Genomic DNA, 23,240 nt, shown 5'->3' with positions numbered 1-23,240 from the left:
ACCGGCGCCGCGATGCGCGTGCTGGGCATTGAAACCTCGTGCGATGAAACCGGCATCGGCCTGGTGGATTCGTCTGCGGGCGTTGTCGCCGAGGCGCTGTTCAGCCAGGTCGGGATACACCAGCCGCACGGCGGCGTCGTGCCCGAACTGGCGGCGCGCGACCATGTCCGCAAACTGCTGCCGCTGCTGCGCGAGACGCTCGGCGCGCGCGCGCTGGACGAGGTGGACGCGGTGGCCTACACCGCCGGCCCCGGCCTGATTGGCGCGCTGCTGACGGGCGCCGTCTTCGGCCACGGCCTTGCGTGGGCGCTCGGCAAGCCGGCCATCGGCGTGCACCATCTGGAGGCGCACATGCTCGCGGCCATGCTGCAGGGCGCGCCGCCGCCGCCGTATCTGGCGCTGCTGGTGTCGGGCGGGCACACCCAGTTGATTGCGGCGCACGCCATCGGCCACTACGAGTTGCTCGGCGACACGCTCGACGACGCCGTCGGCGAGGCTTTCGACAAGGTCGCAAGAATGTTAGGGCTTGGCTATCCCGGCGGCCCGGAAATCCAGCGCCTGGCGCGGCGCGGGCGCGCGCGGCGCTTTGAGTTTCCGCAGCCGATGGCGCGCCGTCCGGGGCTTGACTTCAGTTTCAGCGGCCTCAAGACCCGCGCGCTGCAAACGCTGCGGCGCTGCGATGGCGACGACGACCGCTGCCGCGCCGACATCGCCCTCGCTTTCGAGATGGCCGCCGTCGGTTCGCTGACCGAACGTTGCCGACGCGCGCTCGGCCAGACCGGTTGCAACCGCCTTGTCGCCGCCGGCGGCGTCGCCGCCAACGCGCGCTTGCGGCGCGAACTGGCAAAACTCGGCGGCGACGGCGTCGAGGTGGTCTATCCGGAGATGAAACTGTGCGCCGACAACGGCGTCATGATCGCCAACGCCGGCCTGCTGCGGTTGCAGGCGGGCCAGCCGCCCGACCCGCTGCCGCAGGTTCGCGCCCGCTGGCCGCTGACGGAATTGCAGCCGCCGCGCGGCGCCTGAATGAAAACCGGGAAGCCCGCTCAGGATTCAAACAGGCGGTCTTCCTCGCCGCGCATGATTCGGCGCAGGTTGTCGTGGTGGCGCGCCAGCATCGCCAGGCCCATCACCGCGACCGCCGCCGTTGTTGCGCCGGAAGCGCCCGACCAGTGAATCAGAAACGGCGCCGCCAGCCCGGCGGCGACGCCGGCCACCGCGACATAACGAAACGCGCCGGCGGCGGCCAGCCAGACACCGGCCCACGCGAGACCGGCAAGCGGTTGCAGGCCGAGCAGACACCCCAGACAGACGGCGACGCCCTTGCCGCCGCGAAAGCGGTGCCAAACCGGATACAAGTGCCCGGCAAACGCGGCCAGCGCGGCCAGCGCCGCGACCGTGTCCGGAAAACCGGCGTGGCGCGCCGCAAAGACCGGCAGCCACGCCTTGCCGACATCGCCCAGCAGCGTCAGCGCGGCGGCGGTCTTGCCGCCGGCGCGCGCGGCGTTGGTCGCGCCCGGGTTGCCGGAGCCGACGCCGCGCGGGTCCGGGTCGCCGCGCAGGCGGCAGATGACGACGGCGAACGAAACCGAACCGGCGAGATAGGCGGCCAGCACGACGAGTATGCTTTCAACGGACGGCACGACGCCGCCATTGTACGGCTACAATCGCCGAGGTGAAAGACGGCGCAAAAAACCCCGACGGCGCGCAAAGCGGCAAACCGCCGGTCGTTCTGCTGCACGGCTGGATGATGAGCCGCCGCTGCTGGGACGAGGTGGCGGCGCGCCTTCGGACGATGTTTGACCTGTACATCGCCGAACTGCCGGGCCATGAAGTGCGAGGCGAAACAAACGGCGGCGGTGCAAGAGTACTCCGCATCGCCGAACTGCTTGAACACAATGCAAATGGCGATACCGATGACACCGGCGCAAGGCCGCCCGGCTACGGTGCAAACAAGCAAACAGACGGCGGCGACGCAAAACCGTTCCGCAGCGCCGGGCTGCCCGGCCACAATGCAAACAACGGCAGCGCCTTCTCGCGCCCCGGTGAACTGGTGGCGGCGTTGGCGGCGGCGGCGCCGCGGCGGGCGGTGTGGGTTGGCTGGTCGCTGGGCGGTGTGCTGGCGCAGGCGGTGGCGTGCCGTTATCCGGAGCGGGTCGCCGGGCTGGTCTGCATTGCCGCGGCGGCGCGCTTTGTCGCCTGCGATGAATGGCCGCACGGAATGGCGCCTGCGGTTTTTGACGACTTTGCGGCGGCATTCGCGCGCGACGCCGACGGCGCGGCGCGGCGGTTTCTGTCGCTGCAAACGGCGGGCAACGGCGACGCGGCGCTGCTGCGGCGCCTGCGACAGGCCGCCGCGCGCGGCGGCGCGCACGCCGAACAGGCGGCGGCGCTGCGCTTTCTGGGTGACAGCGATTTGCGCGGCGCGCTGCGCGACTGCCGCTGCCGCGCCGACTTCATCGGCGGCGGCCACGACCGGCTGGTGGCGGCGCGCGCGGTTAAGCAAAGCAGTCGCCTGGCGCGCGACGGACGCTTTCACAACATCGCCGACGCCGGCCACGCGGCGCCGGTCTCGCACGCCGGGCGCGTTTGCGAAATCATCCGGCAATGCGCCGAACACGCGCGCGCGGCGACATGAAAGTCGTTCCAAAACGCCCCTCAATCAACAAGCAGGCGGTGCGCCGGTCGTTTGACCGCGCGGCGGCGGAATACGACGCCCACAGCGCGCTGCAACAGAGAATCGCCTGCGACCTGATTGAAGTCTGCGATCGCCTGTCGCCGCGACTGGAACACCGCCCGCGCGCCATTCTCGACGCCGGCGCCGGCACCGGCTACGGCGTGCGCCTGCTTCGCAGCCGTTTCCCGCGCGCGCTCATCGTCGGCCTTGATTTCGCGCCGCAAATGGTGCGCCGCGCCGCGCGCGGCTGCGACAGCGCATCGCACTTTGTCTGCGCCGACGCCGAGCGCCCGCCGTTCGGCGACGGCGTCTTTGACCTGGTGTATTCCAGTTCGCTGGTGCAGTGGTGCGACGAGCCGGGCGGCCTGTTCGGGCAGTTCCGCCGCCTGATGCGCGGCGGCGGCTGGCTGCTGTTCTCGACCTACGGGCCGAAAACGCTGCACGAACTCAGGCAAAGTTGGGCCGCCGCCGACCGCTACGGCCACACACTGGAGTTTCCCGGCGGCGCCGACCTGAAGAAGATGCTGCGGGCGCGCGGCTTTGATGTAAAACTCTTCACGCGCCAACTGGAGGTGGTGCACCACCGCGGCGTCGGCGAACTGCTGCAACAACTGAAAAGCAGCGGCGCCACCAACCGCCACACCGCCGCCCGCCGCGGCCTGACCACACCGGCGGCGCTGCGCGCGATGAAACAACACTACCAGCGCCGCTTCGGCGTGCGCGGCCTGGTCGCCGCCAGTTACGAGATTCTGGTGTTCGCGGCGAGGGCCGCAGAGCGCGAATAACGCGGCAGCGGCGGCGCGGATGCAGAAAGGCCGCGCCTTGCGGGGCGCGCAGCGCGAATAATGCGGCGGCGCGACGGGCGATTTGCCGATAGAATACGCCCATGCCAGACTCCATTCCCGCCGACTCGGTCGGCCTTGTCGAGACCCGCTACCGGACTTTTGACGGCCCGCTGGCGCTGGATTGCGGGCGTGAACTGCCCGGCTTTACGCTGGCCTACGAGACCTACGGCACGCTGAACGACGAGCGCTCCAACGCGCTGCTGATTTGCCACGCGCTGTCGAGCGACCAGCACGCCGCCGGCTACCACAGCATGGACGACGCCAAGCCCGGCTGGTGGGACAGTTGCATCGGCCCCGGCAAGCCGTTCAACACCGACGAGTTTTTCGTCGTCTGCCCGAACAACCTCGGCGGCTGCAAGGGCAGCACCGGGCCGAACACGGCCAACCCGGAAACCGGCGAACTCTATGCCTCGGACTTTCCCATCGTCACCGTGCGCGACTGGGTCAGAAGCCAGAAACTGCTGGCCGACGCGCTCGGCATCACGCGCTGGGCGGCGGTTATCGGCGGCAGCCTCGGCGGAATGCAGGCGATGCAGTGGGCGATTGATTACCCCGACCGCCTCGCGCACGCGCTGCTGATTGCGGCGGCGCCGAAACTGTCGGCGCAGAACATCGCCTTCAACGAGGTGGCGCGCCAGGCCATCGTCTCCGACGCCGACTTCAACGGCGGGCGCTATTACGACCAGCCGGCGCCGAAGAAGGGCCTGATGCTGGCGCGCATGCTCGGCCACATCACCTACCTGTCCGACGACGCCATGCGCGACAAGTTCGGGCGCGACCTGAAGGAAGGCAAGTTGAACTTCAACTTTGACATTGAGTTTCAGGTTGAGAGTTACCTGCGCCACCAGGGCGAGTCTTTCACCAACCGCTTTGACGCCAACACCTACCTGCTGATGACCAAGGCGCTGGATTACTTCGACCCGGCGGCGGACTTCGGCGGCGACCTCGCCGCCGCCTTCGCGCGCACCGCGGCGCGCTTTCTGGTGGTGTCGTTCACAACCGACTGGCGTTTCCCGCCGGCGCGCTCGCGCGAAATCACGCGCGCGCTGGTGCAGGCCGGCAAGCAGGCCAGTTACTGCACCGTCAAGGCGCACCAGGGGCACGATGCGTTCCTGATGCCGGTGCCGCAATACCTCGCGGTGTTGGACGCCTACACCAGCCAGATACTGGCGGGCGTGTGATGCGCCCGGACCTTGAAATCATCCGCGACTGGATCAAGCCGGACTCGCGCGTGCTGGACCTCGGCTGCGGCGACGGCGAACTGCTGTGGTCGCTGCAACGCGACCGCAACATCGCCGGCCTCGGCCTTGAGATTGACGACGACAACATCGTGCGCTGCATCGAGCGCGGCGTCGGCGTCATACAGATTGACCTTGACGAGGGGCTGCGCGACGACTTTGACGACCGCAGTTTTGATTATGTGGTGATGACGCAGGCGCTTCAGGCCATGCGCCGCCCCGACCTGCTGCTGGATGAAATGCTGCGCGTCGGCAAGGAGGCGATTGTGACCTTTCCCAACATGGGGCACTGGCGCAACCGCATGCAGATGCTGCTGGGCGGGAATATGCCGGTCACGCGCGCGCTGCCCGCCGCGTGGTACGACACCGCCAACATTCACCTGTGCACGATACGCGACTTTGAGGCGCTGTGCCGCAGCAAAAACATCCGGCGCTTGCAGCGCACGACGGTGGACCACAACCACCGCGCCTCAATCGGCGCGCGCCTGCTGCCCAACCTGATGGGCGAGATTGCGATTTACCGCCTCGGGCGCGGCTGAACGGCGTCAGGTCTTCAGGTGGCGCGGGACATAGCGCCCGCCCTTGTATTCCGCGAAATACTGGTCCACCAGCGGGTGCCGGATGGGGCGGCTCTCGCAGGGTTCCAGGTTGCGCTCGGCGACATAGGTCTGCGCCGGCTGGCCGTCCACCAGCACATGATACCAGGGGCGGTCTTTCGGCGGCCTTGATTTCGCCACCCGTTCGTACCATTCACCGGGCGCCATGAACACCGGGTCCACATCGCAGATGACGCCGTGGTAGCCGAACATCCTGTGCCGCACCACCTCGCCGATTGAAAAATGCGCGTCCTTCATTCTTTTTGCACCGGGGCGGGCGTGATTATACGCCAGGTTCCGTTTCTCTCGATGGTGCGCTCTTTGCCGGCGGCGTTTTTCCATTTCAGGCGCAGTGTGAAAGCGCCGCCGTTGATTTTTATCATCAGTTGCGACGACAACCGCGCGCCCGGGTTGCCGCACGAGGCGCCGGCGGCGCGGCATTTCCACTGCGCCACCTGAAACCGCGCGAACGCCGCTTCGGTGCAGGCGGCGGCGCGGCAGTCGGGCGTGCTTTGCGCGGTGTCGTCGTAGTCGGCGGCGTAATCGCTGACGCTGCCGGTGGCGGCGCCTGCGGCGCGCAGGTGGGCGGCGATTTCATCAAACAGCATCAGGCCGTGCAGGCGCGCCGTCTGCTCGCGCCCGACCAGCAGCGCCTGGTATTGCATTTGCGCGAAACCGAACAGACCGGCGCCCGCCAGCGCCAGCGCGACCAGCAGTTCCATCATGCCGTAACCGCCGCAGCGCGCAACTCCGGACGCACGCGACGCACGGCGGGCGCGGCGGGCGTCACAGCAGGCAGTTTTCAATGTTGTCATTGCCGACCTCAATAATGCCGTCGCCGTCGCTGTCGGCGGCGAAGCGCAGGCGTCCGGTGCGGCTGATGACCAGCGCCTTTGCGCCGCGCACGGCGCCGTCGGTGCAGGCGACAAAGCGCCCGGCGCGGTTGGAGCGCCCGCGCGCGTCGTAGGCGATGTAATTGACAAAGGTGTTGGAGCGGATGGTGACACCTGCGGCGCGCGCATTGCGGCGGGCGCGCAGGCGGCGTTCGCCGGTGTCGGGTTTGCCGTTCTTCGTCGCCGCGTTCTCGGCGAAAATCAGCCAGCCGCCCTCGTAGCCGTCGCCGCCGCAGGCGGCGCCGTCGGCGCTCTTGCAGACGACGGTGCGCGCGCCCGACACCATCGCGTAACTGCGGGCGAACCGAACCGCGGCGGCCAGCGCCCCGACCCGCTCGTCCAGTTGATGCCGCCGTTTCCAGTCGGCCTGAAACCCGGCGACCGCGGTAACAAACACCGCCGCCAGCGACAACACCAGCAGCAATTCCAGCAGCGTAAACCCGCCCGCCGATGAACGCCGAACACAACGACGCAACGCCGCAACGCGCGACACAGAAACCGGCGATGACGCCGGGTGTGAACACCGCACACAACACCGCAACGCCGCAGCGCGGAAACGCCGCAAGCCAAACCGGAACAAACACTTTTCCATCGCCGGATTACAGCGCAGAACACCGGCGCCCACACACCGCGCCCGACCAACGCGCCCGTTTGGCCGACGAACGGTCCCGGCCAATAAAAAAGGCCGCCCGAAGGCGGCCCTTTCAACCGGTGCGACTGCCGCCCGGCACTCACCAGGCCTGGAAAAATATGTATTTGGCCGCGGCGCCGGCCACGGCCACCAAAATTCCCGCCAAAACCCATTTTGAGCCTCTGAACTCTCCTTTGGTTTCCGCCAATTCAGCGTTCAGGCCGTTTATCTTGCTCACGACTTCTTTGTGCGAATCGTTCGTCGCGGCAATCTGCTCAATATGCGCCTTGTGCATGCTCTCAACCAGCTTGCCTATATTGCCCTGCAGTTCTTTATTCGCCTCACTCATGCTCTCGCCCTGCCGGTTTATATTGCCCTGCAATTCCTTATTCGCTTTACTCATGCTCTCGGCCAGCCGGTCTATATTGCCCTGCAATCTGTCGCCCTGCTTGTCTATGCGGTCGCCCTGCCGGTCTATGTTGTCCTGCAATTCCTTATTCGCTTCACTCATGCTCTCGGCCAGCCGGTCTATATTGCCCTGCAATCTGTCACCCTGCTTGTCTATGCTGTCAGCCAGCTTGTCTATGCTCTCGCCCTGCCGGTTTATATTGCCCTGCAATTCCTTATTCGCTTCACTCATGCTCTCGGCCAGCCGGTCTATATTGCCCTGCAATCTGTCGCCTTGCTTGTCTATGCTGTCGGCCAGCTTGTCTATGCTCTCGCCCTGCCTGTTTATATTGCCCTGCAATCTGTCGCCCTGCTTCTCTATGCTGTCGGCCAGCTTGTCTATGCGTTCGCCCTGCCGGTCTATGTTGTCCTGCAACCGGTCGCCCTGCTTGTCTATGTTGTCCTGCAGCCGGTCACCCAGCTTGTCTATGTTGTCCTGCAATCTGTCGCCCAGCTTGCCCATGTCGCCGCGCAATTCTTTCAGGGCTTCCGGGTGCAGCGCCGTGCCGGCCTCCACCTTCCGGGCGAGGGGATTAACCAGGTTGTGGATGGCCTTTGCGACAGCCTCGGCCTGGGCGGGCGGCATGCCCGCCTGCGCAAGGTTCTGACTTTCTGTGAGCATTGTTTTTCTGCGCGTCATGGTTGTCTGCAAAAGTAACTGCGACGGAATGCATATTGGGGATTGGTTTTGTGCGTGTCAAGGGATTGAAAAGGCGCCATTCGGCGGAAAAAATTGCAAGTGTGTGAGATAACAAGGGAATGTTGCCGACGAACGGAAAAAACTTTCCGACGAACGGTCAATGGTTGTTATCCATGGCGTCATTCGCGCGTTGTGGCGCGTTGCGGTGTCGCGGCGCGTCGGCGTCGGCGCCGGCATTGTTGCGGACATCGGCGCTTTCGGCGCCGCCGGTAGCCCTGTTGGTGTCAGCCTCGCCAGTCAGGCCCTGGTGCGCTGATTGCGGGGCCGCCCAAACGCCCCCGCTCAAAGGCCGCGCTCCCGGCGGGGACGCGGCCTTCTTTTTCAGTCATTACCGGCGTAGTGGCCGGCGACGCCGCCGGCAATCGCTGCCGGTACGGAGAGGGCTGCGGCGAGAATGGCGGGTATGACGAGAAAGAGAAGCCCGCCCGAGACATCTGCCATCTGCTTGTCTGCCAGCTGTTCAAGCGTGCCGTCGTTCAGCATCTTGTAATCCGGCACGCAGATGTTCAGCGAGCCGGCGGTGTTTTTCACCGTAACAATCCTGTTTTTCGCGTCAAAATCCGGGCCAAACGCCTGGGCCGGATTTGACTCGACTTTTTGCGCCCACGCCTTGTCTTCGGAGCATCTCTTTGCACAAAGCACCGAAGCGATTTCCATCGTCATGGGCAGTTGTTGTTTTGTTTCCATCGTGAACTCCTGTGTTAATCGGGTTAATCGGAATGTCGTAATTCAGATTACCCCCGCATTCCCCCCTGTCAAGTTTTTTGCCCGTTGACAAAGGTTTCTGAACGGACAGGCGCGCCGGCGACGGCGCATCGCACCCGTTTGCCGCCGTCTGCAACCGCCGGCCATCCACCGCCGCAGGGCAACCGCCCCGGTTTGGCGGCCAATCCGCCGGGAGCGGGGGTGTGCATGGCGCAATGGCTTGTTTCCGCTGTTTTTGCCCGTTACCGCCCCTGCGCCCGGGGCGTTCAGAAACCTTTGTCATGCTTGACCTTTGGCCGTTCGCTGTGGTGTAGTATGATGGCATTCCGGTTACGGGCCACCCCGCCTGGTAGTCGCCGCGAGAATATTGACCTTATTGAGGAGGCAAAAAATGGACGCACAAACGATGAACAGCCCTCCGGGGCAGACGGAAGTGAGCGGCATCGCGCTTAAGACGGTGGCGCGTGTCTCTCTTCCCCTGACCAATGAAATCGTAGCCGTCCTGCTCGGGCAGACCCTGACACACCCGGACACAACGCCGGAAGCCCGTGCCGAGATTAAGAAGCGCACGGCTGAAGTCGTAGATAAATTCGATTCCTTCAAGGTGGCTTATGTACAGAACACCGCCGACACGCTGAACATCTGTGTGCCGGAATTTCCGGACCTGGACTGTGAGATGGAAAAAATAACCGAGGCAGAACTGGAACAAATCGCCGGCGGAGAGTTTTTTGTCATCTGCACCACATCGGTAACATTTGCGATGGCGAAAATCGCCGTCATTTGCGGCATCGGCGCCCTCTGGGGCGGTGCGGGTACTGTGACCACCCTCGGCACCATTGTGGCGGGCTGGTGTATCGCGGGCGCTGTGGTTGCCGCCCAGGTTATAGGGGCGGTGGGTGTGGCTGCCGGTGTCGGTGTCGGTATCGCTGCCGCAGTGGGCGCTTTTGACGGCAGCCAGTCCGTCAATGTGGCCCACGGTTCGTAAGCCAACTTCAGGGAAAATCGGCCACGCCGGTTAAGGCCGCCACGCGCCAACCACAGAGCGCGGAACACACACGCAAAGGCCGCCGCCGCCCGCTGGTGGCGCGGCCTTTTTTATTGTGCTTGATGGCGTTCAGAAACCTTTGTCATTGCCCTCTTTTCGGGGTTTGTGGTGTAATGTAACAGCAGGCATCGGCCTCTCTGCCCGAAATGGCGGGCATGGGAACAATCGCAATTTTTGCGGAGGAGGAACCATCAATGGAAACACAATCGCTTCAACAAACCCCGCAGGAAAGGGAAGGGGTGAAGGCGCGCTCCAAAGCCGGCATCTCCCTGCCCTTGTGCAATGAAATCTCGTCCATCCTGATTGGCAGGGTTTTGACCTGCCGGGAGGGCGGCGAGGAACTCAGCCGGGCACAGGCCGCCGTCCGGAGGCAGATGGATGCGTTTGAGCGCTTTGATGTCGTGTACAAGCAGAATACCGCCGATGAACTCCACATCCCGCTGCCGTGCTACGACGGATTTGACGAGGCAATGAAAGAGGTGCGGCAGTTGCCCGACCAGGACCTGCGGCAGCTGGCGGGAGGTGAAGTTGCGATTGTGCTCACCTCGGCCATCGCCATCGCCATCGGCAAAATCGGCCTGGCGGCGGGCCTCGGCTTCTCGGTGTCGGTGGGCGCGGCGGGGCTGACCGGCGCAGTCACCGGGGTTTCTCTCGGCGCCGTTGCCGGGGGGGTCTTTGTCGTTACGATGATGGCCGCCGTGCCGGTGATGGCCACTGTGATGGCCGCCGGCGTCGCCGCCGGCATCGGCGTCGGCATCGCCGCCGGCGTCGGCGCTTTCGACAGCAGCCAGTCTGTCAGCGTCAACCTCGCCAGTTAAGCACGGCCAAATCGCGTGGGCGGCCCGCCCGCCGCCCGCCGCGGCAACGCGCGAATGGCGCCATGGATAACAACTGTTGACCGTTCGTCGGAAAGTTTTTTCCGTTCGTCGGCAACATTTTATTGCCAACTCACACACTTACAATTTTTTCCGCCGAATGGCGCCTTTTCAACCCCTTGACACGCACAAAACCAATCCCCAATATGCATTCCGTCGCAGTTACTTTTGCAGACAACCATGACGCGCAGAAAAATAATGCACACAGAAATTTTCACCGCATTGCGGGATTCGGGCATGGCTGAAGAGCACGCCGTCCGCATCGCCGAGGCCATTCCGGTTTCAGACGACCTTGCCACCAAGGCCGACATACACGACCTGCACCTGGCGATTCACGAGTTGCGTTCGGAACTCCTGAAATGGATGTTTATTTCGCAGGGCACTTTCGCCACGCTGGTTGTCGCCCTGATTAAATTCCTGTAACCCGCCCGCCCTTCCCCGCCGCGCCGCCCGGCTGGCCGCGTTTGGCTTGAATTTGCCGCCGTCTGGCCGTAGAATGGCCGGGCGCGGGGTGCGGCCCCGCGTCTTCCAACCGGAACCCGGCTTTATAAAGACAGACAACATGCGGTTTTTGGCGACAACCATCCTTTTGTGGCTGCTGGCCTGCGGCCTTGCGTGGGCGCAGGGGGACGCCGCGCGCGGCCAGCAGAAGGCGCAGGTCTGCGTCGCCTGCCACGGCGCCGACGGCAACAGCACCAACCCCGAATGGCCGAAGATTGCCGGGCAGTCGGCGCAATACATTTACCGGCACTTGCAGTTCTTCCGCGACGGCCAGCGCGTCAATCCGCTGATGAACCCGCTGGTAACCGGCATGTCCGACGCCGACCTGCACGACCTCGCCGCCTTTTATGAATCCATGAAGGTCTCGCCCGGCGCCGCCGACAAGGACCTGGTTGAGACCGGGCGAAAAATCTATCAGGGCGGCAACCCCGAATCGGGCGTCGCCGCGTGCATCGCCTGCCACGGCCCGCGCGGCAACGGCAACCCGGCGGCGGTGTTTCCGAAACTGTCGCACCAGCACGCGCTTTACACCGCCAACCGCCTTCGCAACTACCGCGACGGCGCGTACAGTTACCCGGGCGTTGAGATCATGAACAGCGTTTCCGCCGCGCTCAGCGACGAGGAGATTGAGGCGGTGGCTTCGTATATTCAGGGGCTGCACTGATGAAGGCGCGGACGATGGCGTTTGCGGCGAACGGCAGGGCGGTGTGCGACGGCCTCGTTGCCGCATGGATGAAAGCGGCGTGCGCGATGTTGTTTGCACTGGCGGCGCCGGCGGCGTTTGCACAGGACTTTATTGAGGGGCAGCATTACCAGCGCCTTGAGCAGCCGCAGCCGACCGAGACCGGCGACAAGGTGGAAGTGCGCGAGTTTTTCTGGTACGGCTGCCCGCACTGCTATGTGCTGGAGCCGTATCTTGACAACTGGCAGGTGCCGGAAAGCGCCGAATTCATCCGCACGCCGGCCACCTTCAACGAATTGTGGGCGACCCACGCGCGCGTCTATTATGTGCTGCAGGAAATGAAGAAACTGGATGAACTGCACGCGGTGTTCTTTGACGCGCTGCACAAGCGCAAACTGAGGCTGACCGACGCCGCCTCCATCGCCCGCTTTTTTGAAGGCCACGGCATTGCGGCGGACAAGTTTCAGAGCGCCTGGCGCTCGTTTCTGGTGGACACGAAAGTCGGCAAGGCCGACAAGGCCGTGCGCGCCTACGGGCTGAAAAGCGTGCCGTCGTTTGTTGTCAACGGCAAGTATCTGGTGTCGCCGAGCACCGTCACCAGTTACGCGCAGTTCATTGATGTGCTGGACTACCTGATTGCGCTGGAAGCGCGGTAGCGCCGGCGCCCTTCTTCACCGCCGCCTTCCTTACCGCCGCCGTGCGGACGGCGTCGGCGTTACCGAGTACTGCACCGCTTCCGGCGGCACCTTGTCGAGCGTGATGGCGACGGCAAGCGGCGCGTTCGCCGGCAGGGCGTCGCGGCTCGCGTAGTCGGCGCCTTCCAGGCGGCGCTTTTCCAGAAACCGCCCGGCGCCGTCAAACAGTTGAAACACCAGCGCCGGCCACGGCTGCGCGCGGCCCGCGGTGTTGACGATGACGGCGTTGAACGCCAGCGCGCCGGGCTGCGCGGCGGCGCGCATCACGACATCCGACAGGCGCATGTCCTCCAGCACGATGGACGGCGATTCGGACGGAAAGCCGCAATCCACGCGCGCGCACACCTGGCGCAGCAGCGGCGTTGAGGGGGTGTCGGGGATTTGCACCGGCAGTTCCAGCGCGACAAACGCGCTGCCCGCCGCCAGCACCGCGAACACGGCGAGCGCGAGCCACGACACAAAACCGGGGCGGCGCACGAGCGCGCGCCGGTTGCGCGCGACAATCGCGGCGTTGACATCGCTCGCATGTATCCTGAATTCAGACTTTTTCATCGGCGGCCCGCCTTGCCCGCCCGCCGGCGGTGCGGCCTATTCTACCGCAAGGCATGCGCGGCGCAAACCGCTGTCACAGGTTGTAATGCGGGTGTTTTCTTTCAAGGTAGTGAATGTCAAGGCCGCCGGCGGCGAACGCGGAGTCGTCAATAATCTGGCGGTGCAGCGCAAGGTTGGTGTCAATGCCGGTGATGAAAATCTCGTCGAGCGCGTTTTGCATTCTCTTCATCGCGCTGTTGCGGTCGGCGCCGTGCGCGATCAACTTGCCTATCAGCGAATCGTAGAACGGCGGCACGCGGTAGCCGTCGTAGAGGTGCGAGTCCACGCGGATGCCGGGGCCGCCGGGGAAGTGCGAGCGTTCAATGGCGCCGGGCGACGGGTGGAAATTCTTCGGGTTCTCGGCGTTGATGCGGCATTCAATGGCGTGGCCGTTGAGGCGGATGTCCTGCTGGCGCAGGCCGAGTTTCTCGCCCGCCGCGACGCGCATCTGCTGGTGGACGATGTCCACGCCGGTCACCATCTCGGTAACCGGGTGTTCCACCTGCACGCGCGTGTTCATTTCAATGAAATAGAAACAGCCCTCGTCGTAGAGAAACTCAAAAGTGCCGACGCCGCGGTAGCCGATCTGGCGGCACGCCTCGCACACCTTGTCGCCCATGTCGCGGCGCTGTTCGTCGGTGATGCCCGGCGCCGGCGCCTCTTCCACGACTTTCTGGTGCTTGCGCTGCATTGAACAGTCGCGCTCGCCGAGATGAATGACATCGCCGTGGCCGTCGGCCAGCACCTGGAATTCAACATGGCGCGGCTTTTCCAGAAACTTCTCCATGTAGATGCCGCCGTCGCCGAAGGCGGCCTTGGCCTCGGTTCGCACCAGTTGAATGGCGTTCAGCAGCGCGCCCTCGGCGTGAATCACGCGCATGCCGCGCCCGCCGCCGCCGGCGGCGGCCTTCAGGATCACCGGGTAGCCGATTTCGCGCGCCAGCGCGAGGTTTTTGTCGGCGTTGTCGCCGAGCACCTTGTCCGGCCCCGGCACGCACGGAACACCGGCCTTGTGCATCGCCCGCTTGGCCGAGACCTTGTCGCCCATCAGGCGGATGGCGTCGGCGGACGGGCCGATGAAGACAAAGCCGCTTGATTCAACCTGCTCGGCGAAGTCGGCGCTTTCGGACAGAAAGCCGTAGCCCGGATGTATCGCGACGGCGTCGGTGACCTCGGCGGCGCTGAGGATGGCCGGGATGTTCAGGTAACTTTTGGCCGGTTCCGGCGGGCCGATGCAGACCGACTCGTCGGCCAGTTTGACATGCATCAGGTCAATGTCGGCCTGCGAATAGACGGCGACGGTCTTGATGCCGAGTTCGCGGCACGCGCGCAGAATCCGCAGCGCGATTTCCCCGCGGTTGGCGATGACAACTTTGTCGAGCACTCTGCGGCCCGTCAGGCGTCAATCACAACCAGCCGCTGGCCGAACTCAACGGGGTCGCCGTCGGCGGCCAGTATTTTCTTCACGACGCCGGCGACCGGCGCCTCGATGCGGTTCATCATTTTCATCGCCTCGATGATGCACAGCGTGTCGCCCGCCGCCACCGTCGCGCCTTCCTCAATGAACGGGTCGGCGTCGGGCGACGGCGCGCGGTAGAAGGTGCCGACCATCGGCGATTCAACGGCGTGCCCCGGCTCGGCGGCGGGTTCGTCCGCCGGCGGCGCTTCGGGCGCGGGCGCGGCCTGTGCCGGCGCCGCCGCCACCGGCGCCGCCGCCACCGGCTGCACAAACGCCGGCGCCGCCTGCGCGGCGCTGCTCGCGCGGCTGATACGCACCGACTCCTCGCCTTCCTTGATCTCAATCTCGGCGACGCCGGACTCCTCCAGCAATTCAATCAGTTTCTTGACCTTGCGAATGTCCATCATCCCCTCCCGAGTTGGTCGAGGGCGGCCAACACCGCCAGTTCGTAGCCTTTTGCGCCGGCGCCGGAGATGACGGCGATGGCGATGTCGGACAGGTAGGAGCGCCTGCGAAACTCCTCGCGCGAGTACACATTGGACAGGTGGACTTCAATGAACGGCATGGAAACGGCCAGCAGCGCGTCGCGCATTGCGACGCTGGTGTGCGTGAACGCGCCCGGGTTGATAATCAGAAACTGGGTGCCGTCGTTCATCGTTTGCTGAATGCGCTCAACGATTTCGCTCTCGCTGTTGGACTGGAGGTGCGACAATTCGGCGTCGTTTTTTCTGGCGACTGCGGTGGCGCCGGCGACAATGTCGTCCAGCGTCAGCGTGCCGTAGATTTCAGGCTCGCGCCGCCCCAGCAAATTCAGGTTGGGGCCGTTGATTAGCAGCAGTTTTCGCATGGTTGTTGTTGGTTTGTTGTCAGCCTGTTGTCGGCAATTGTTGCGATCTTGCGCCCTTCTCGCGCAATTGTCGAGAAAGATACATCAAAAGAGCGGTTTCCGCAAGTGACGGGAAATGCTGTCAGGGCAGGGCGGAGGGGGCTGGCGGGGGCGCGGCGGGCGGGCGGCGGAGGCGCGGTCGGGATATGCGGCGCGCAGTCGCAGCGCCAACCGCAATAACAGCGCGGCGGGCATCGCCAGCACCGGCAGCGTGACGGGCCGGGCGCGGTGCGAGATTCAGGCCGTGCGGCGACGGCGGCGGCGCAGCCGCGACGCTGACAGTAGCAGCACAGTCAGCGCCGTCAGCAGCGCCAGCGTGACGGGGCCGAAAGTGCCGCTGCTGCTGCCGGCGACGCCGCCGATGGCGCCGCCGCCGCCGACGGCGTTGCCGGCGCGAACGCCGAGCGGGTCCTTGATGATGCCGTTGGCCAGGCCGTCTTCGTCGTTGGCGCCGCCGTCCACGATATAAACCACCAGGCAGGCGTCATCGCCGCGTTTGGCGCGGCGCAGCGTTTCGCCTTCGCGGTACGGGCTGCCTGCCGTCATTGTGTCGTCGGGGCACGCGCCGTCCTGTTGCAGCGGCGCAAAGCCGTAGTCGTTGCCGCCTTCTACGCTGAACGCCCTGCCGGACGGGTGCTTCACAAGGCTTGCGCCCCTGCCCGCGAGGCTTTCCGGCAGCGGAATAATCACGCCCGCCGTGCCGCCGGTGCGCGCATCCGCCGACACTTCCGCGTAATCCACGCCGGCAATCTCAAAGTCATACACCACCGCAACACTTCCGTCTGCGGGCACTGACGATGCCGAGAAAGCCGCGTAGAGCGGAGTGGAAGTGCCCACTTCATCCACAAGCCTGCGCACCGTCGCCTCGCCAAGGCGCAGATTGTGAACCGGCAGCACCGGGCGGATGTGCTGCCATGCGCTTGCGCCCGCGCCCGCCGTCTCGTCCACCGCCACCGGCAGGTGGGCGCTGTCGTCATAGGAATCAATGAGGTCCACGATGCCATCCCTGTCGCTGTCCCCTTCGTTGGACTCCACCAGGCCATGACTCGCTTCCACAACCGGGTAGCGGTATTCCGCCGTTGTCTCGCCGCCACCGACGCCCGTCACAGAAACCTGAATCACCGCCGTGTCCGTCATCGCCCGGACATTGGCCATCACGACAAAGTTGATCCGGTAAACGCCCTCGTCGCCTGCGGCCATCAGTTCTCCCGATGTGATATCCAGCACGCCGCCGGCATCGCTGGCGCTGGCTGTTGAGTTGCCCGCGCCGATGTCGGCGTAGTTCTTTATCGGAATATCCAGTTGGTGGGACACGATGAAGGCTGCATTCGCCGTGTCCTCGACGACCACGGAGAGCTGGGTTTGCCTGTCCTGGTCAAACAAAGCCGCCCGCCCCAGCACCGGCGGCACCGGCGCGCCGCCGGTGTTGACAACGCGCGTTTGGCGCGCGAGGCCGAGCGAGTGGTCGGTGGTTGCCGGGTAGTTCGGGGTGAAACCGGCGGTCGGCGTGGCCGGGCGATAAAGACGCGATGCGCCGCCCGATTCCGTCAGGCCGGTGATTGCCCACAATGCCGACACCGGCGAGGTGTCCGTCGCCGCCAGCGTGCGGCCTGCGCCGCCGCCCGTGAACATCGTTGTTTCGCCGGTTTCGTCCGGCGTTCTTGACAGCGCAAGCGTCAAGCCGGCGGCGGGGTCGTCGTCAAAGAAGGCACGCACAACCACCGGCGCGCCCGTCGTGAACAGCGCCTGTGACGCCATGTTCAACTCCGGTATCCGGCGGATGGCCTGCTCCGGCAGTTTGCTGGTTGTGTTCATGTTCACCGCCCAGACGCCGTCCGCCGACCTCGCAAACCATGCGATTGTGTGATCCACGCCCGGCACAATGTCGCCCCAATCCACCGGCGCGCAGCCGCCCTGCGACAGCGGCGCGTTGTAGTTCGCCGGGAATTGGCCGGTGGCGCAGCGGTAGGCGCCGTCGTAGCCGAAGGTGTCGCTGCGGTAATACGCGGTGATGGTTTGCGCCGCCGTCCGCGTTGCCGTCTCCGCGCTTGAAACGCCCAAATGCGCGCGCACGCCGTGTTCGCGGATGCCGGAATAGGCGACGGTGCTTGTCGTCGGCGTTGTGCGGCTGATGTCAAACGCCGGCTGCTGCGCGCCGGTAACCGCCACAAACGGGTTGCCCGCGGCGCCGCGGATGCCGGCCTCCACCGCGTCCGGGATGCCGTCGGTGTCAAAGTCGGCGGTGGCGGCAGGCGTCAGCGGGCCGGTCATCGTGAAGGTCGTCGCGTTTCGCATGTTGTTGCGCGCCACGCCGTCTTCCACCGCGGTGTCGTATATCGCGTTGGCGCCGCCCGCCGAGCGTTCGTAGATGACATTCACATTGGCGGCATCGGCGGCGATGGCGCGCTGCAACTCCAGCCTCAGCGCGCGCACGCCTGCGAACGGCGTCACGCCGCTCACCGCTATCGTCGCCGACGACGGATTGCCGTGGTTCTCAACGACGCTGAAGTCGCGCGCGGGCAGCGCGTTCGGCGTTGCCAGACTCGGCGTGGCGGTGCCCACTGTCGCGCCGTTGGCGCCCGACGGGTGCGGCAGCACCTTGAAGTCCTCGTCCATCCTGACCCACAGCACCTGCTGGCCGCCGCTCCAGCCGGGCTGGCCGCCCTGCTGCAAAAAGCCCGGCGGCACGGTGTCTTCGTTGACATTTTCAATGTTCACCGACACATCGTCCAGGCTCGCGGTGATGACCGGGGCGACGGCGCCGGTCAGCGCCGGCTGGTGCGCGGCGGCGGTGATGGTTACCGTCAGTTCCTCGTCCGTCGCGCCTTCGTCAATGTCGTCGTAACGCGCCAGAATGCTCAGCGTGGCCTCGGACTGGCCGGCGGGAATCAGGACGCCGCCGTTGTTGGCCGCGCCCCCGGCGTCGGTGGCAACGACATTGCCGGCGCAGTCGCGCACTTCCACATCGGCGTTGGCGACGGTGTTGGCGCTGCCGGCGGGGTTGCGCTGGGTGGCAATCGCGGTGGCGAAGGTGACGCAGATGTCGGCGGCGGCGGTGGCGGCGGTGGCGCTGTCTCTGGCAAGGGCGAGCGACACGGTGAATTCGGCGCGGTTGCCTTCGGCGACGGCGCCGGTCTGACCGGCGCGGCGGGCGATGCCGACGGTGATGCCATCGTCGTCGTTGATTGTGGCCGTGGCGCTGCGGCTGGAAGCGGTGCCGGTGAGCAGGATTGCACCGGCGGGGCTGCCGCCCTGCGTTGCATACCCCGACGCGCCGGGCGCGGACAGCGTGATGACGACCGTCTCATCCGCCTCGTTGAGGTCGTCCAGTTGGGGAACCACATCAATGTCGGCAAAGGCGTCAACGCCCGCCATCGCGCGGCTGGAGCGCAAGTCAATGGAGACAACGCGCGCGCCGCCGCTTGCGGGCCGCAGCGTGTAGTAGTCGCCGCCGGTGGGGAATTGCAGCGCGGAGGCGGGGTAGTCGGTGGCGTCGGCGGCGGTGCCGCCGATGGTGAACGGAATCTCAACGGAGTCCCGGTCCGAGGCGGTGGCGCCGGCGGCGGTGACAGTGAGTCTTATGCGGCGGGCGTCGCGGTCGGACTGTGTGTTGCCATCGCCGGTGTTGCCCTCGTTGCCCGTCTGGTCGCCGCCGATGGAAACGGTCAGCGGGTCGCTGGCGAGGATGCCGGCGGTGGCGGTGCCCGTGCCGATGCCGGTGCCCGTGCCGCCGCCGCCGCAGTTGCCGCCGGAGCAGGTCAGCGTGAAGACGACGGTTTGCGCGGCTTCGTTGATGGTGTCGTGGGCGACCCGGACTTCCACATCCTGCGGCTCTTCATAGTTGTCAGCGCTGTCGTTGTCGTCGTCGCGCCTGAAGTTGAGGGTGCCGCTTCTGACGCCGGTGAGTTCGTCGCTGCCGTTGGCGCCGGAGGCGCCGGCGCCGGTTACCGTGGCGGCCCAGTTCACGCTGGCTCTATCGTTGTCAAACACATCTCTGCCGCCCTCGACATTGGCCAGCGTGACGCGGAAGGTGATGACCTGGTGGGCGCTGGTGCCGAAGTCCTCGTCCACTTGCAGGCCGGGGGCGGTGCTGTCGCGGTCCACATTGACGGAAGCGCCGGCGGGCGCCAGCGAGACGGAGAATCTGCGTTCGGTGGAGCTGAAGGTGATGGTGATGCTCCTGCTGAGGAGGGCCGGGTCAGAATGAAGAGCGATCTCGTCGCCGCCGGCCATGGCGGAGAGCAGAGTAATGGTGAAAACGCGCGTTGTGCCGTTCGGGAGGTGATCCACATCTTCAATGAAGAATTGTATGTTGCCAGAGAGGTGGCCGCTGCCGATGGTGTCGGTGCCGGTGGCCACGCCGCCGCTGAAGGCGCTGAGCCGGGTGCCGCCGCTGGGGCGCACGAGGGTGCCGGGGTCTTCTTCGGGGGGACCGCCGGTGAATGTGACTCTGAAGGTTACGGTGATGACACCGGCGATGGGGTTGTCATTACGAACAACAATGCCGGCAGACCCGCCTTCGCCAAAGTTGGCGGCGGTGCCAAGTGAGATGGGCTGCGCCGAAGCCGCTGTCGCGGCCACGCCAAGCGCCAGCGTCAGCGCGGCGGCGGCAAGGCGTTTCATTACGCCCGCAAGCGGGCGGCAAGCAGTCAATGGCACAACACATTCTCCGTCAGCAAAGGCGATCAAGAATAGCACAAAACAGGCCATGACAGCGCCGCAAAGCGCCCCGCCGCGCTTCGGCGCAGCGCCGAAAACAGCGCGCGGCGCTGTTTCCCCGGTTTTCATCAGCAACGCAACATCGTCCGGCGCAACACGGAAAACACCGCCGGTGCTATGATGGCGTGATGCGCAACAAGTTTCTGCTGATGACGGCGGTGCTGGCCGCCGCCATCGGCGCTTTTTCGGCCTGGTATTTCCAGCAGCACCTGGGCGGCGCGCCCGGCGCGGGCGCCGGTTCGGCGGCGCCGCCGGTCGGCATGGCGCGCCCGGACTTCCAGTTGCGCGACCTCGACAACCGGATGACGCCGCTGTCCACCTGGGACGGGCAGGTGGTGCTGTTCAACTTCTGGGCGGCGTGGTGCCCGCCGTGCCGGCGCGAGATTCCGGAGTTCAGCGAGGTGCGCGAGTTCTACCGCGAAGACGGCTTTGAGGTGGTCGGCATCGCGATTGACGACGAGGAGAACATCCGCAAGTTTCTGGCCAACCTGCCGGATGTGCGCTACCCGCAACTGATCGGCTTCAACGATGCCGTCCAGTTGGGCCGCGCGCTCGGCAACCGCACCGGCGGCCTGCCTTACAGCGTGCTGGTGGACCGCGGCGGCGTTATCCGCTTTGCCAAGGCCGGCGAATTGTCAAAGGCCGAATTGATTGAGCGCGTTGAAGCGCTGCTGTAACTTGAAAGGGGCCGCCCTGCGGCTCCGATGCCCGGCTGAATTGACTTGGCGCGTTGAAGCGCTGCCGTAACTTGAAAGGGGCTGCCCTGCGGCTCCGATGCCGGGCCGGATGGATTCAGCGCGTTGAGGCGCTGCCGTAACCGAACACCTTGCCGAGGTGCTCGGCGAAATCGTCGGCGCCGACAAAGCCGACGATGCGCGCCCACTCCACCTCGCGCGCGGCGGAATCAAAGAACAGAATCGCCGGCGGCCCGTAGAGCGAAAACCGGCCCAGCAACTCGCGGCTGTTGCCGTCGGATTCGGTTACATCGGCTTCAAGCAGCGCGGCGTCGGCCAGCAGGCGCTGCACTTCGGCGTCGCTGAAGGTGAACGCCTCCAGTTCCTTGCACGACACGCACCAGTCGGCGTAAAACACCAGCATCGTCCACTGTTGGCGGTCGGCGGCGGCGCGGATGCCGTGCTGAATGTCGCCGAGCGAGCGGTGGCGCTCAAACGGCAGCGCGCTGGCGTGCGCGGCCTGGCGCGCCTCGAAATGCCAGGGCCGCAGCCAGTTCTCGCCGCCGACCGAGGCGTTGGCCGCAAGCAGCACCGCGTAGGCCAGCACCAGCGAGTTCAGCGCGCGCGCCGCCAGCGGCCACACGCCGGCGCCGCGCACGATGCGGAACAGCACGATGCACAGCGCGCCAATCAGCGCGCCCGCCAGCAGCATCGTGACATGCCCGAGCACGACGCGGTCGAGCAGCCAGATTGCAAAGCCAAGCAGAATGAAACCGAACAGCATCTGCACCACATTCAGGAACGGCCCCGGCTTCGGCACCAGTTTTCCGAGCGATGTGCCGATGGCCAGCAGCGGCGCGCCCATGCCGAGCGCGAGGCTGAACAGCGCGAGGCCGCCGGTGGCGGCGTCGCCGGTGCGGGCGACGAACAGCAGCGCGCCAATCAGCGGCGGCGTTACGCACGGGCTGGCGACCAGCGCCGCCAGCACGCCCATCACCGCCGCGCCCGCCAGCCGCCCGCGCCGCTTCTCGCCGACGCCGGACAGCCGGGTTTGCAGCGCCGACGGCAGTTGCAGTTTCCAGACGCCGAACATCGCCAGCGCCAGCAGCACGAAAACCGCCGCGAACGAGACGATGACGGCGGGGCGCTGGAACCACAGTTGAAAGTTGTGCCCGGAAAGCGCCACGGCGACGCCGGCGCCGCTGTAAGTGAGCGCCATCGCCAACACATACACCGACGACAACGCGAACGCCTTGCGCGTTGAAACGGTGCCGCCGCCGGGCGTTGTGATGACGGAAAACAGAATCGGCACCATCGGCAGCACGCACGGCGTCAACGCAAGCAGCAGGCCGAGGCCGAAGAACACCAGCACGGCGATGCCGAGGCGCGCATCGGCGAGGTAGTCGGCGAGTTGGTCCTGCTCGGATTGGCGCGGGGTGGCGGCGGCGGCGGCGGTTGCGGGCGGTGTGGCGGCGTTGGGCGGTGCACCGGCGTTGGGCGGCGCGGCAGCGGCGGCGGCGATGGCGTCAAAGCGCACCTGGCGGGTGATGGGCGGGTAGCACAGGCCGGCGTCGGCGCAGCCCTGGTAAGTCAGTTCACCGGTTTCGGCCTGCGTCCTGAAATGCACGGCGGCCTGGTGGCGGTAAATCTCGGTGTCGCCGAAATTGGGGTCGTTGATCATCTCGCCGCGCGGCCTGTCAAGCGCGACGGGCGCGCCGTCCACCGCCAGCGCGGTCTTGTCGCGGTACATGTAATAGCCGTCGGCGATGCGCCACTGGGCGATGAAGTGGTCGCCGTCGCCGCGCGCCATCGTCAGCACAAAGGCCTGGTCGGGCGGCAGAAACTCCTCGTCGTCGTCCGGCTGCCACAACGGCAGTTGCGCGAAAACCGCCGCCGGCCAGAAACACGCCAGCAACAGCGCGGCGCGAAAACGCTGGCCGGGCCGCCACGCTGCCGCCGCAATGCCGTTCCCGGCAAGTGTTTGTTTCAAGCACATTGTTGTCTTACCCAGTCGGCGTAGGCCGCGTTCACTTCCACCGCCGCCGTCGCGATAATCTCCGGCAGTTCGTACGGGTGGATTTGCAGCAGGCGGTCGTGCAGCGCAGCGTAGCGCAGGCGCGTGGTTTTGGCCGTCAACAGGTATTCGCTTTCATCGTTGACACGGCCTTTCCAGCGGTAAAGCGACGACACCGGGCCGCTGACCTGCGCGCAGGCGCACAGTTTCTCGCCAACCAGCACCTCACTGATGGCCCGCGCCTCGGCACGCTCGCCAACGGTCGTCTGCACCAGCACCACATCACAGGACGGCGCCTGCGCGTGCTCGCCTTGCTTTTTTGGCTTCATTTGCTGATTATAAATCGCCGGTCATTTTTTCGCCGCCT

The 23,240-nt window shown here is 65.7% G+C and carries 25 protein-coding genes; 12 read left to right on the top strand and 13 right to left on the bottom strand.

Annotation, left to right across the window (positions count from 1 at the left end; genetic code table 11):
• Nucleotides 1-12: 12 nt before the first annotated feature.
• The gene (gene tsaD / locus OXU50_05735; protein ID MDD9869375.1) at nucleotides 13-1,026 is read left to right on the top strand and encodes a tRNA (adenosine(37)-N6)-threonylcarbamoyltransferase complex transferase subunit TsaD; all 1,014 of its coding nucleotides are present in this window, start codon (nucleotides 13-15) and stop codon (nucleotides 1,024-1,026) included.
• Between the two features lie 20 nt (nucleotides 1,027-1,046).
• On the opposite strand, the gene plsY is transcribed toward tsaD, so the two are convergent.
• On the bottom strand, nucleotides 1,047-1,643 hold the full coding sequence (plsY, locus tag OXU50_05730; protein MDD9869374.1) for a glycerol-3-phosphate 1-O-acyltransferase PlsY: 597 nt from the start codon (nucleotides 1,641-1,643) through the stop codon (nucleotides 1,047-1,049).
• 32 nt (nucleotides 1,644-1,675) lie between these two features.
• On the opposite strand from plsY, the gene OXU50_05725 reads away from it, so the two are divergent.
• From OXU50_05725 to metW, 4 genes are all read left to right on the top strand, one after another.
• Nucleotides 1,676-2,638 (top strand): alpha/beta fold hydrolase, encoded by a 963-nt coding sequence (locus OXU50_05725; protein MDD9869373.1) that lies wholly within the window; start codon nucleotides 1,676-1,678, stop codon nucleotides 2,636-2,638.
• A complete protein-coding gene (bioC, locus tag OXU50_05720) occupies nucleotides 2,635-3,462 on the top strand; it encodes a malonyl-ACP O-methyltransferase BioC (GenBank protein MDD9869372.1) in 828 nt (275 codons plus the stop codon). Before OXU50_05725 ends, bioC begins: the two co-directional genes overlap by 4 nt.
• A 101-nt stretch (nucleotides 3,463-3,563) precedes the next feature.
• Complete coding sequence (locus OXU50_05715; protein MDD9869371.1) at nucleotides 3,564-4,703, top strand: homoserine O-acetyltransferase; 1,140 nt, start codon at nucleotides 3,564-3,566, stop codon at nucleotides 4,701-4,703.
• Complete coding sequence (metW, locus tag OXU50_05710; protein ID MDD9869370.1) at nucleotides 4,703-5,299, top strand: methionine biosynthesis protein MetW; 597 nt, start codon at nucleotides 4,703-4,705, stop codon at nucleotides 5,297-5,299. The genes OXU50_05715 and metW overlap by 1 nt, the downstream gene beginning before the upstream one ends.
• Nucleotides 5,300-5,305: 6 nt before the next feature.
• Here the strand turns inward: metW and hspQ are convergent, their stop codons facing one another.
• The 4 genes from hspQ to OXU50_05690 all read right to left on the bottom strand — a co-directional run bounded on the left by hspQ (nucleotide 5,306) and on the right by OXU50_05690 (nucleotide 7,967).
• Complete coding sequence (hspQ, locus tag OXU50_05705) at nucleotides 5,306-5,614, bottom strand: heat shock protein HspQ (protein ID MDD9869369.1); 309 nt, start codon at nucleotides 5,612-5,614, stop codon at nucleotides 5,306-5,308.
• On the bottom strand, nucleotides 5,611-6,081 hold the full coding sequence (locus OXU50_05700) for a hypothetical protein (GenBank protein ID MDD9869368.1): 471 nt from the start codon (nucleotides 6,079-6,081) through the stop codon (nucleotides 5,611-5,613). The genes hspQ and OXU50_05700 overlap by 4 nt, the downstream gene beginning before the upstream one ends.
• Nucleotides 6,082-6,142: 61 nt before the next feature.
• Nucleotides 6,143-6,724, bottom strand: coding sequence for a GspH/FimT family protein (locus tag OXU50_05695; GenBank protein ID MDD9869367.1), 582 nt, complete (start codon nucleotides 6,722-6,724; stop codon nucleotides 6,143-6,145).
• Nucleotides 6,725-6,980: 256 nt separating this feature from the next.
• A complete protein-coding gene (locus OXU50_05690) occupies nucleotides 6,981-7,967 on the bottom strand; it encodes a hypothetical protein (protein ID MDD9869366.1) in 987 nt (328 codons plus the stop codon).
• Nucleotides 7,968-8,127: 160 nt separating this feature from the next.
• On the opposite strand from OXU50_05690, the gene OXU50_05685 reads away from it, so the two are divergent.
• On the top strand, nucleotides 8,128-8,283 hold the full coding sequence (locus OXU50_05685; protein ID MDD9869365.1) for a hypothetical protein: 156 nt from the start codon (nucleotides 8,128-8,130) through the stop codon (nucleotides 8,281-8,283).
• A 65-nt stretch (nucleotides 8,284-8,348) separates the two neighbouring features.
• On the opposite strand, the gene OXU50_05680 is transcribed toward OXU50_05685, so the two are convergent.
• Nucleotides 8,349-8,714: a hypothetical protein gene (locus tag OXU50_05680; GenBank protein MDD9869364.1), complete on the bottom strand. Its 366-nt coding sequence runs from the start codon at nucleotides 8,712-8,714 to the stop codon at nucleotides 8,349-8,351.
• Nucleotides 8,715-9,123: 409 nt separating this feature from the next.
• On the opposite strand from OXU50_05680, the gene OXU50_05675 reads away from it, so the two are divergent.
• The 5 genes from OXU50_05675 (at nucleotide 9,124) to OXU50_05655 (ending at nucleotide 12,491) form a co-directional block, all read left to right on the top strand.
• Nucleotides 9,124-9,717, top strand: coding sequence for a hypothetical protein (locus tag OXU50_05675; protein ID MDD9869363.1), 594 nt, complete (start codon nucleotides 9,124-9,126; stop codon nucleotides 9,715-9,717).
• A 254-nt stretch (nucleotides 9,718-9,971) separates the two neighbouring features.
• A complete protein-coding gene (locus tag OXU50_05670; GenBank protein ID MDD9869362.1) occupies nucleotides 9,972-10,595 on the top strand; it encodes a hypothetical protein in 624 nt (207 codons plus the stop codon).
• A gap of 294 nt (nucleotides 10,596-10,889) precedes the next feature.
• Nucleotides 10,890-11,075 (top strand): hypothetical protein, encoded by a 186-nt coding sequence (locus OXU50_05665; GenBank protein MDD9869361.1) that lies wholly within the window; start codon nucleotides 10,890-10,892, stop codon nucleotides 11,073-11,075.
• A gap of 148 nt (nucleotides 11,076-11,223) precedes the next feature.
• Nucleotides 11,224-11,817 carry a cytochrome c4 gene (locus OXU50_05660; GenBank protein ID MDD9869360.1) on the top strand — a complete coding sequence of 198 codons (594 nt, stop codon included), beginning with the start codon at nucleotides 11,224-11,226 and terminating at the stop codon, nucleotides 11,815-11,817.
• Nucleotides 11,817-12,491 carry a thiol:disulfide interchange protein DsbA/DsbL gene (locus OXU50_05655; protein MDD9869359.1) on the top strand — a complete coding sequence of 225 codons (675 nt, stop codon included), beginning with the start codon at nucleotides 11,817-11,819 and terminating at the stop codon, nucleotides 12,489-12,491. The genes OXU50_05660 and OXU50_05655 overlap by 1 nt, the downstream gene beginning before the upstream one ends.
• A gap of 30 nt (nucleotides 12,492-12,521) precedes the next feature.
• On the opposite strand, the gene OXU50_05650 is transcribed toward OXU50_05655, so the two are convergent.
• From OXU50_05650 to OXU50_05630, 5 genes are all read right to left on the bottom strand, one after another.
• The gene (locus tag OXU50_05650) at nucleotides 12,522-13,082 is read right to left on the bottom strand and encodes a DUF3426 domain-containing protein (protein ID MDD9869358.1); all 561 of its coding nucleotides are present in this window, start codon (nucleotides 13,080-13,082) and stop codon (nucleotides 12,522-12,524) included.
• Between the two features lie 73 nt (nucleotides 13,083-13,155).
• Nucleotides 13,156-14,505: an acetyl-CoA carboxylase biotin carboxylase subunit gene (accC, locus tag OXU50_05645; GenBank protein ID MDD9869357.1), complete on the bottom strand. Its 1,350-nt coding sequence runs from the start codon at nucleotides 14,503-14,505 to the stop codon at nucleotides 13,156-13,158.
• A gap of 11 nt (nucleotides 14,506-14,516) precedes the next feature.
• Complete coding sequence (accB, locus tag OXU50_05640; protein MDD9869356.1) at nucleotides 14,517-14,984, bottom strand: acetyl-CoA carboxylase biotin carboxyl carrier protein; 468 nt, start codon at nucleotides 14,982-14,984, stop codon at nucleotides 14,517-14,519.
• Nucleotides 14,984-15,427, bottom strand: coding sequence for a type II 3-dehydroquinate dehydratase (aroQ, locus tag OXU50_05635; protein ID MDD9869355.1), 444 nt, complete (start codon nucleotides 15,425-15,427; stop codon nucleotides 14,984-14,986). Before aroQ ends, accB begins: the two co-directional genes overlap by 1 nt.
• A gap of 276 nt (nucleotides 15,428-15,703) precedes the next feature.
• Nucleotides 15,704-20,089 (bottom strand): hypothetical protein, encoded by a 4,386-nt coding sequence (locus OXU50_05630; GenBank protein MDD9869354.1) that lies wholly within the window; start codon nucleotides 20,087-20,089, stop codon nucleotides 15,704-15,706.
• A 224-nt stretch (nucleotides 20,090-20,313) separates the two neighbouring features.
• Between OXU50_05630 and OXU50_05625 the strand changes: the two genes are divergently transcribed.
• The gene (locus OXU50_05625) at nucleotides 20,314-20,862 is read left to right on the top strand and encodes a TlpA disulfide reductase family protein (protein MDD9869353.1); all 549 of its coding nucleotides are present in this window, start codon (nucleotides 20,314-20,316) and stop codon (nucleotides 20,860-20,862) included.
• Nucleotides 20,863-20,977: 115 nt separating this feature from the next.
• Here OXU50_05625 and dsbD read toward each other — a convergent pair whose 3' ends face one another.
• Both dsbD and OXU50_05615 read right to left on the bottom strand, forming a co-directional pair.
• On the bottom strand, nucleotides 20,978-22,849 hold the full coding sequence (gene dsbD / locus OXU50_05620; GenBank protein MDD9869352.1) for a protein-disulfide reductase DsbD: 1,872 nt from the start codon (nucleotides 22,847-22,849) through the stop codon (nucleotides 20,978-20,980).
• The gene (locus tag OXU50_05615) at nucleotides 22,846-23,202 is read right to left on the bottom strand and encodes a divalent-cation tolerance protein CutA (GenBank protein ID MDD9869351.1); all 357 of its coding nucleotides are present in this window, start codon (nucleotides 23,200-23,202) and stop codon (nucleotides 22,846-22,848) included. The genes dsbD and OXU50_05615 overlap by 4 nt, the downstream gene beginning before the upstream one ends.
• Between the last annotated feature and the right edge of the window lie 38 nt (nucleotides 23,203-23,240).

The sequence above is a fragment of the Gammaproteobacteria bacterium genome (assembly GCA_028817225.1).
Taxonomy (GTDB): domain Bacteria; phylum Pseudomonadota; class Gammaproteobacteria; order Poriferisulfidales; family Oxydemutatoraceae; genus Oxydemutator.
Note: the sequence above shows the minus strand (reverse complement) of the source record. Positions and strands in the feature narration are given on the sequence as shown.

Excerpts from the sequence above, each read along its gene's own strand:
- bioC (MDD9869372.1), top strand. The coding sequence starts at position 2,635 with ATGAAAGTCGTTCCAAAACGCCCCTCAATCAACAAGCAGGCGGTGCGC.
- OXU50_05685 (MDD9869365.1), top strand. The coding sequence starts at position 8,128 with ATGGTTGTTATCCATGGCGTCATTCGCGCGTTGTGGCGCGTTGCGGTG.
- OXU50_05650 (MDD9869358.1), bottom strand. The coding sequence starts at position 13,082 with ATGAAAAAGTCTGAATTCAGGATACATGCGAGCGATGTCAACGCCGCG.
- OXU50_05690 (MDD9869366.1), bottom strand. The coding sequence starts at position 7,967 with ATGACGCGCAGAAAAACAATGCTCACAGAAAGTCAGAACCTTGCGCAG.
- OXU50_05715 (MDD9869371.1), top strand. The coding sequence starts at position 3,564 with ATGCCAGACTCCATTCCCGCCGACTCGGTCGGCCTTGTCGAGACCCGC.
- OXU50_05700 (MDD9869368.1), bottom strand. The coding sequence starts at position 6,081 with ATGATGGAACTGCTGGTCGCGCTGGCGCTGGCGGGCGCCGGTCTGTTC.
- OXU50_05675 (MDD9869363.1), top strand. The coding sequence starts at position 9,124 with ATGGACGCACAAACGATGAACAGCCCTCCGGGGCAGACGGAAGTGAGC.
- OXU50_05665 (MDD9869361.1), top strand. The coding sequence starts at position 10,890 with ATGGCTGAAGAGCACGCCGTCCGCATCGCCGAGGCCATTCCGGTTTCA.
- hspQ (MDD9869369.1), bottom strand. The coding sequence starts at position 5,614 with ATGAAGGACGCGCATTTTTCAATCGGCGAGGTGGTGCGGCACAGGATG.
- metW (MDD9869370.1), top strand. The coding sequence starts at position 4,703 with ATGCGCCCGGACCTTGAAATCATCCGCGACTGGATCAAGCCGGACTCG.
- aroQ (MDD9869355.1), bottom strand. The coding sequence starts at position 15,427 with ATGCGAAAACTGCTGCTAATCAACGGCCCCAACCTGAATTTGCTGGGG.
- OXU50_05680 (MDD9869364.1), bottom strand. The coding sequence starts at position 8,714 with ATGGAAACAAAACAACAACTGCCCATGACGATGGAAATCGCTTCGGTG.
- OXU50_05670 (MDD9869362.1), top strand. The coding sequence starts at position 9,972 with ATGGAAACACAATCGCTTCAACAAACCCCGCAGGAAAGGGAAGGGGTG.
- OXU50_05625 (MDD9869353.1), top strand. The coding sequence starts at position 20,314 with ATGCGCAACAAGTTTCTGCTGATGACGGCGGTGCTGGCCGCCGCCATC.
- OXU50_05615 (MDD9869351.1), bottom strand. The coding sequence starts at position 23,202 with ATGAAGCCAAAAAAGCAAGGCGAGCACGCGCAGGCGCCGTCCTGTGAT.
- OXU50_05655 (MDD9869359.1), top strand. The coding sequence starts at position 11,817 with ATGAAGGCGCGGACGATGGCGTTTGCGGCGAACGGCAGGGCGGTGTGC.
- accB (MDD9869356.1), bottom strand. The coding sequence starts at position 14,984 with ATGGACATTCGCAAGGTCAAGAAACTGATTGAATTGCTGGAGGAGTCC.
- OXU50_05630 (MDD9869354.1), bottom strand. The coding sequence starts at position 20,089 with ATGAAACGCCTTGCCGCCGCCGCGCTGACGCTGGCGCTTGGCGTGGCC.
- tsaD (MDD9869375.1), top strand. The coding sequence starts at position 13 with ATGCGCGTGCTGGGCATTGAAACCTCGTGCGATGAAACCGGCATCGGC.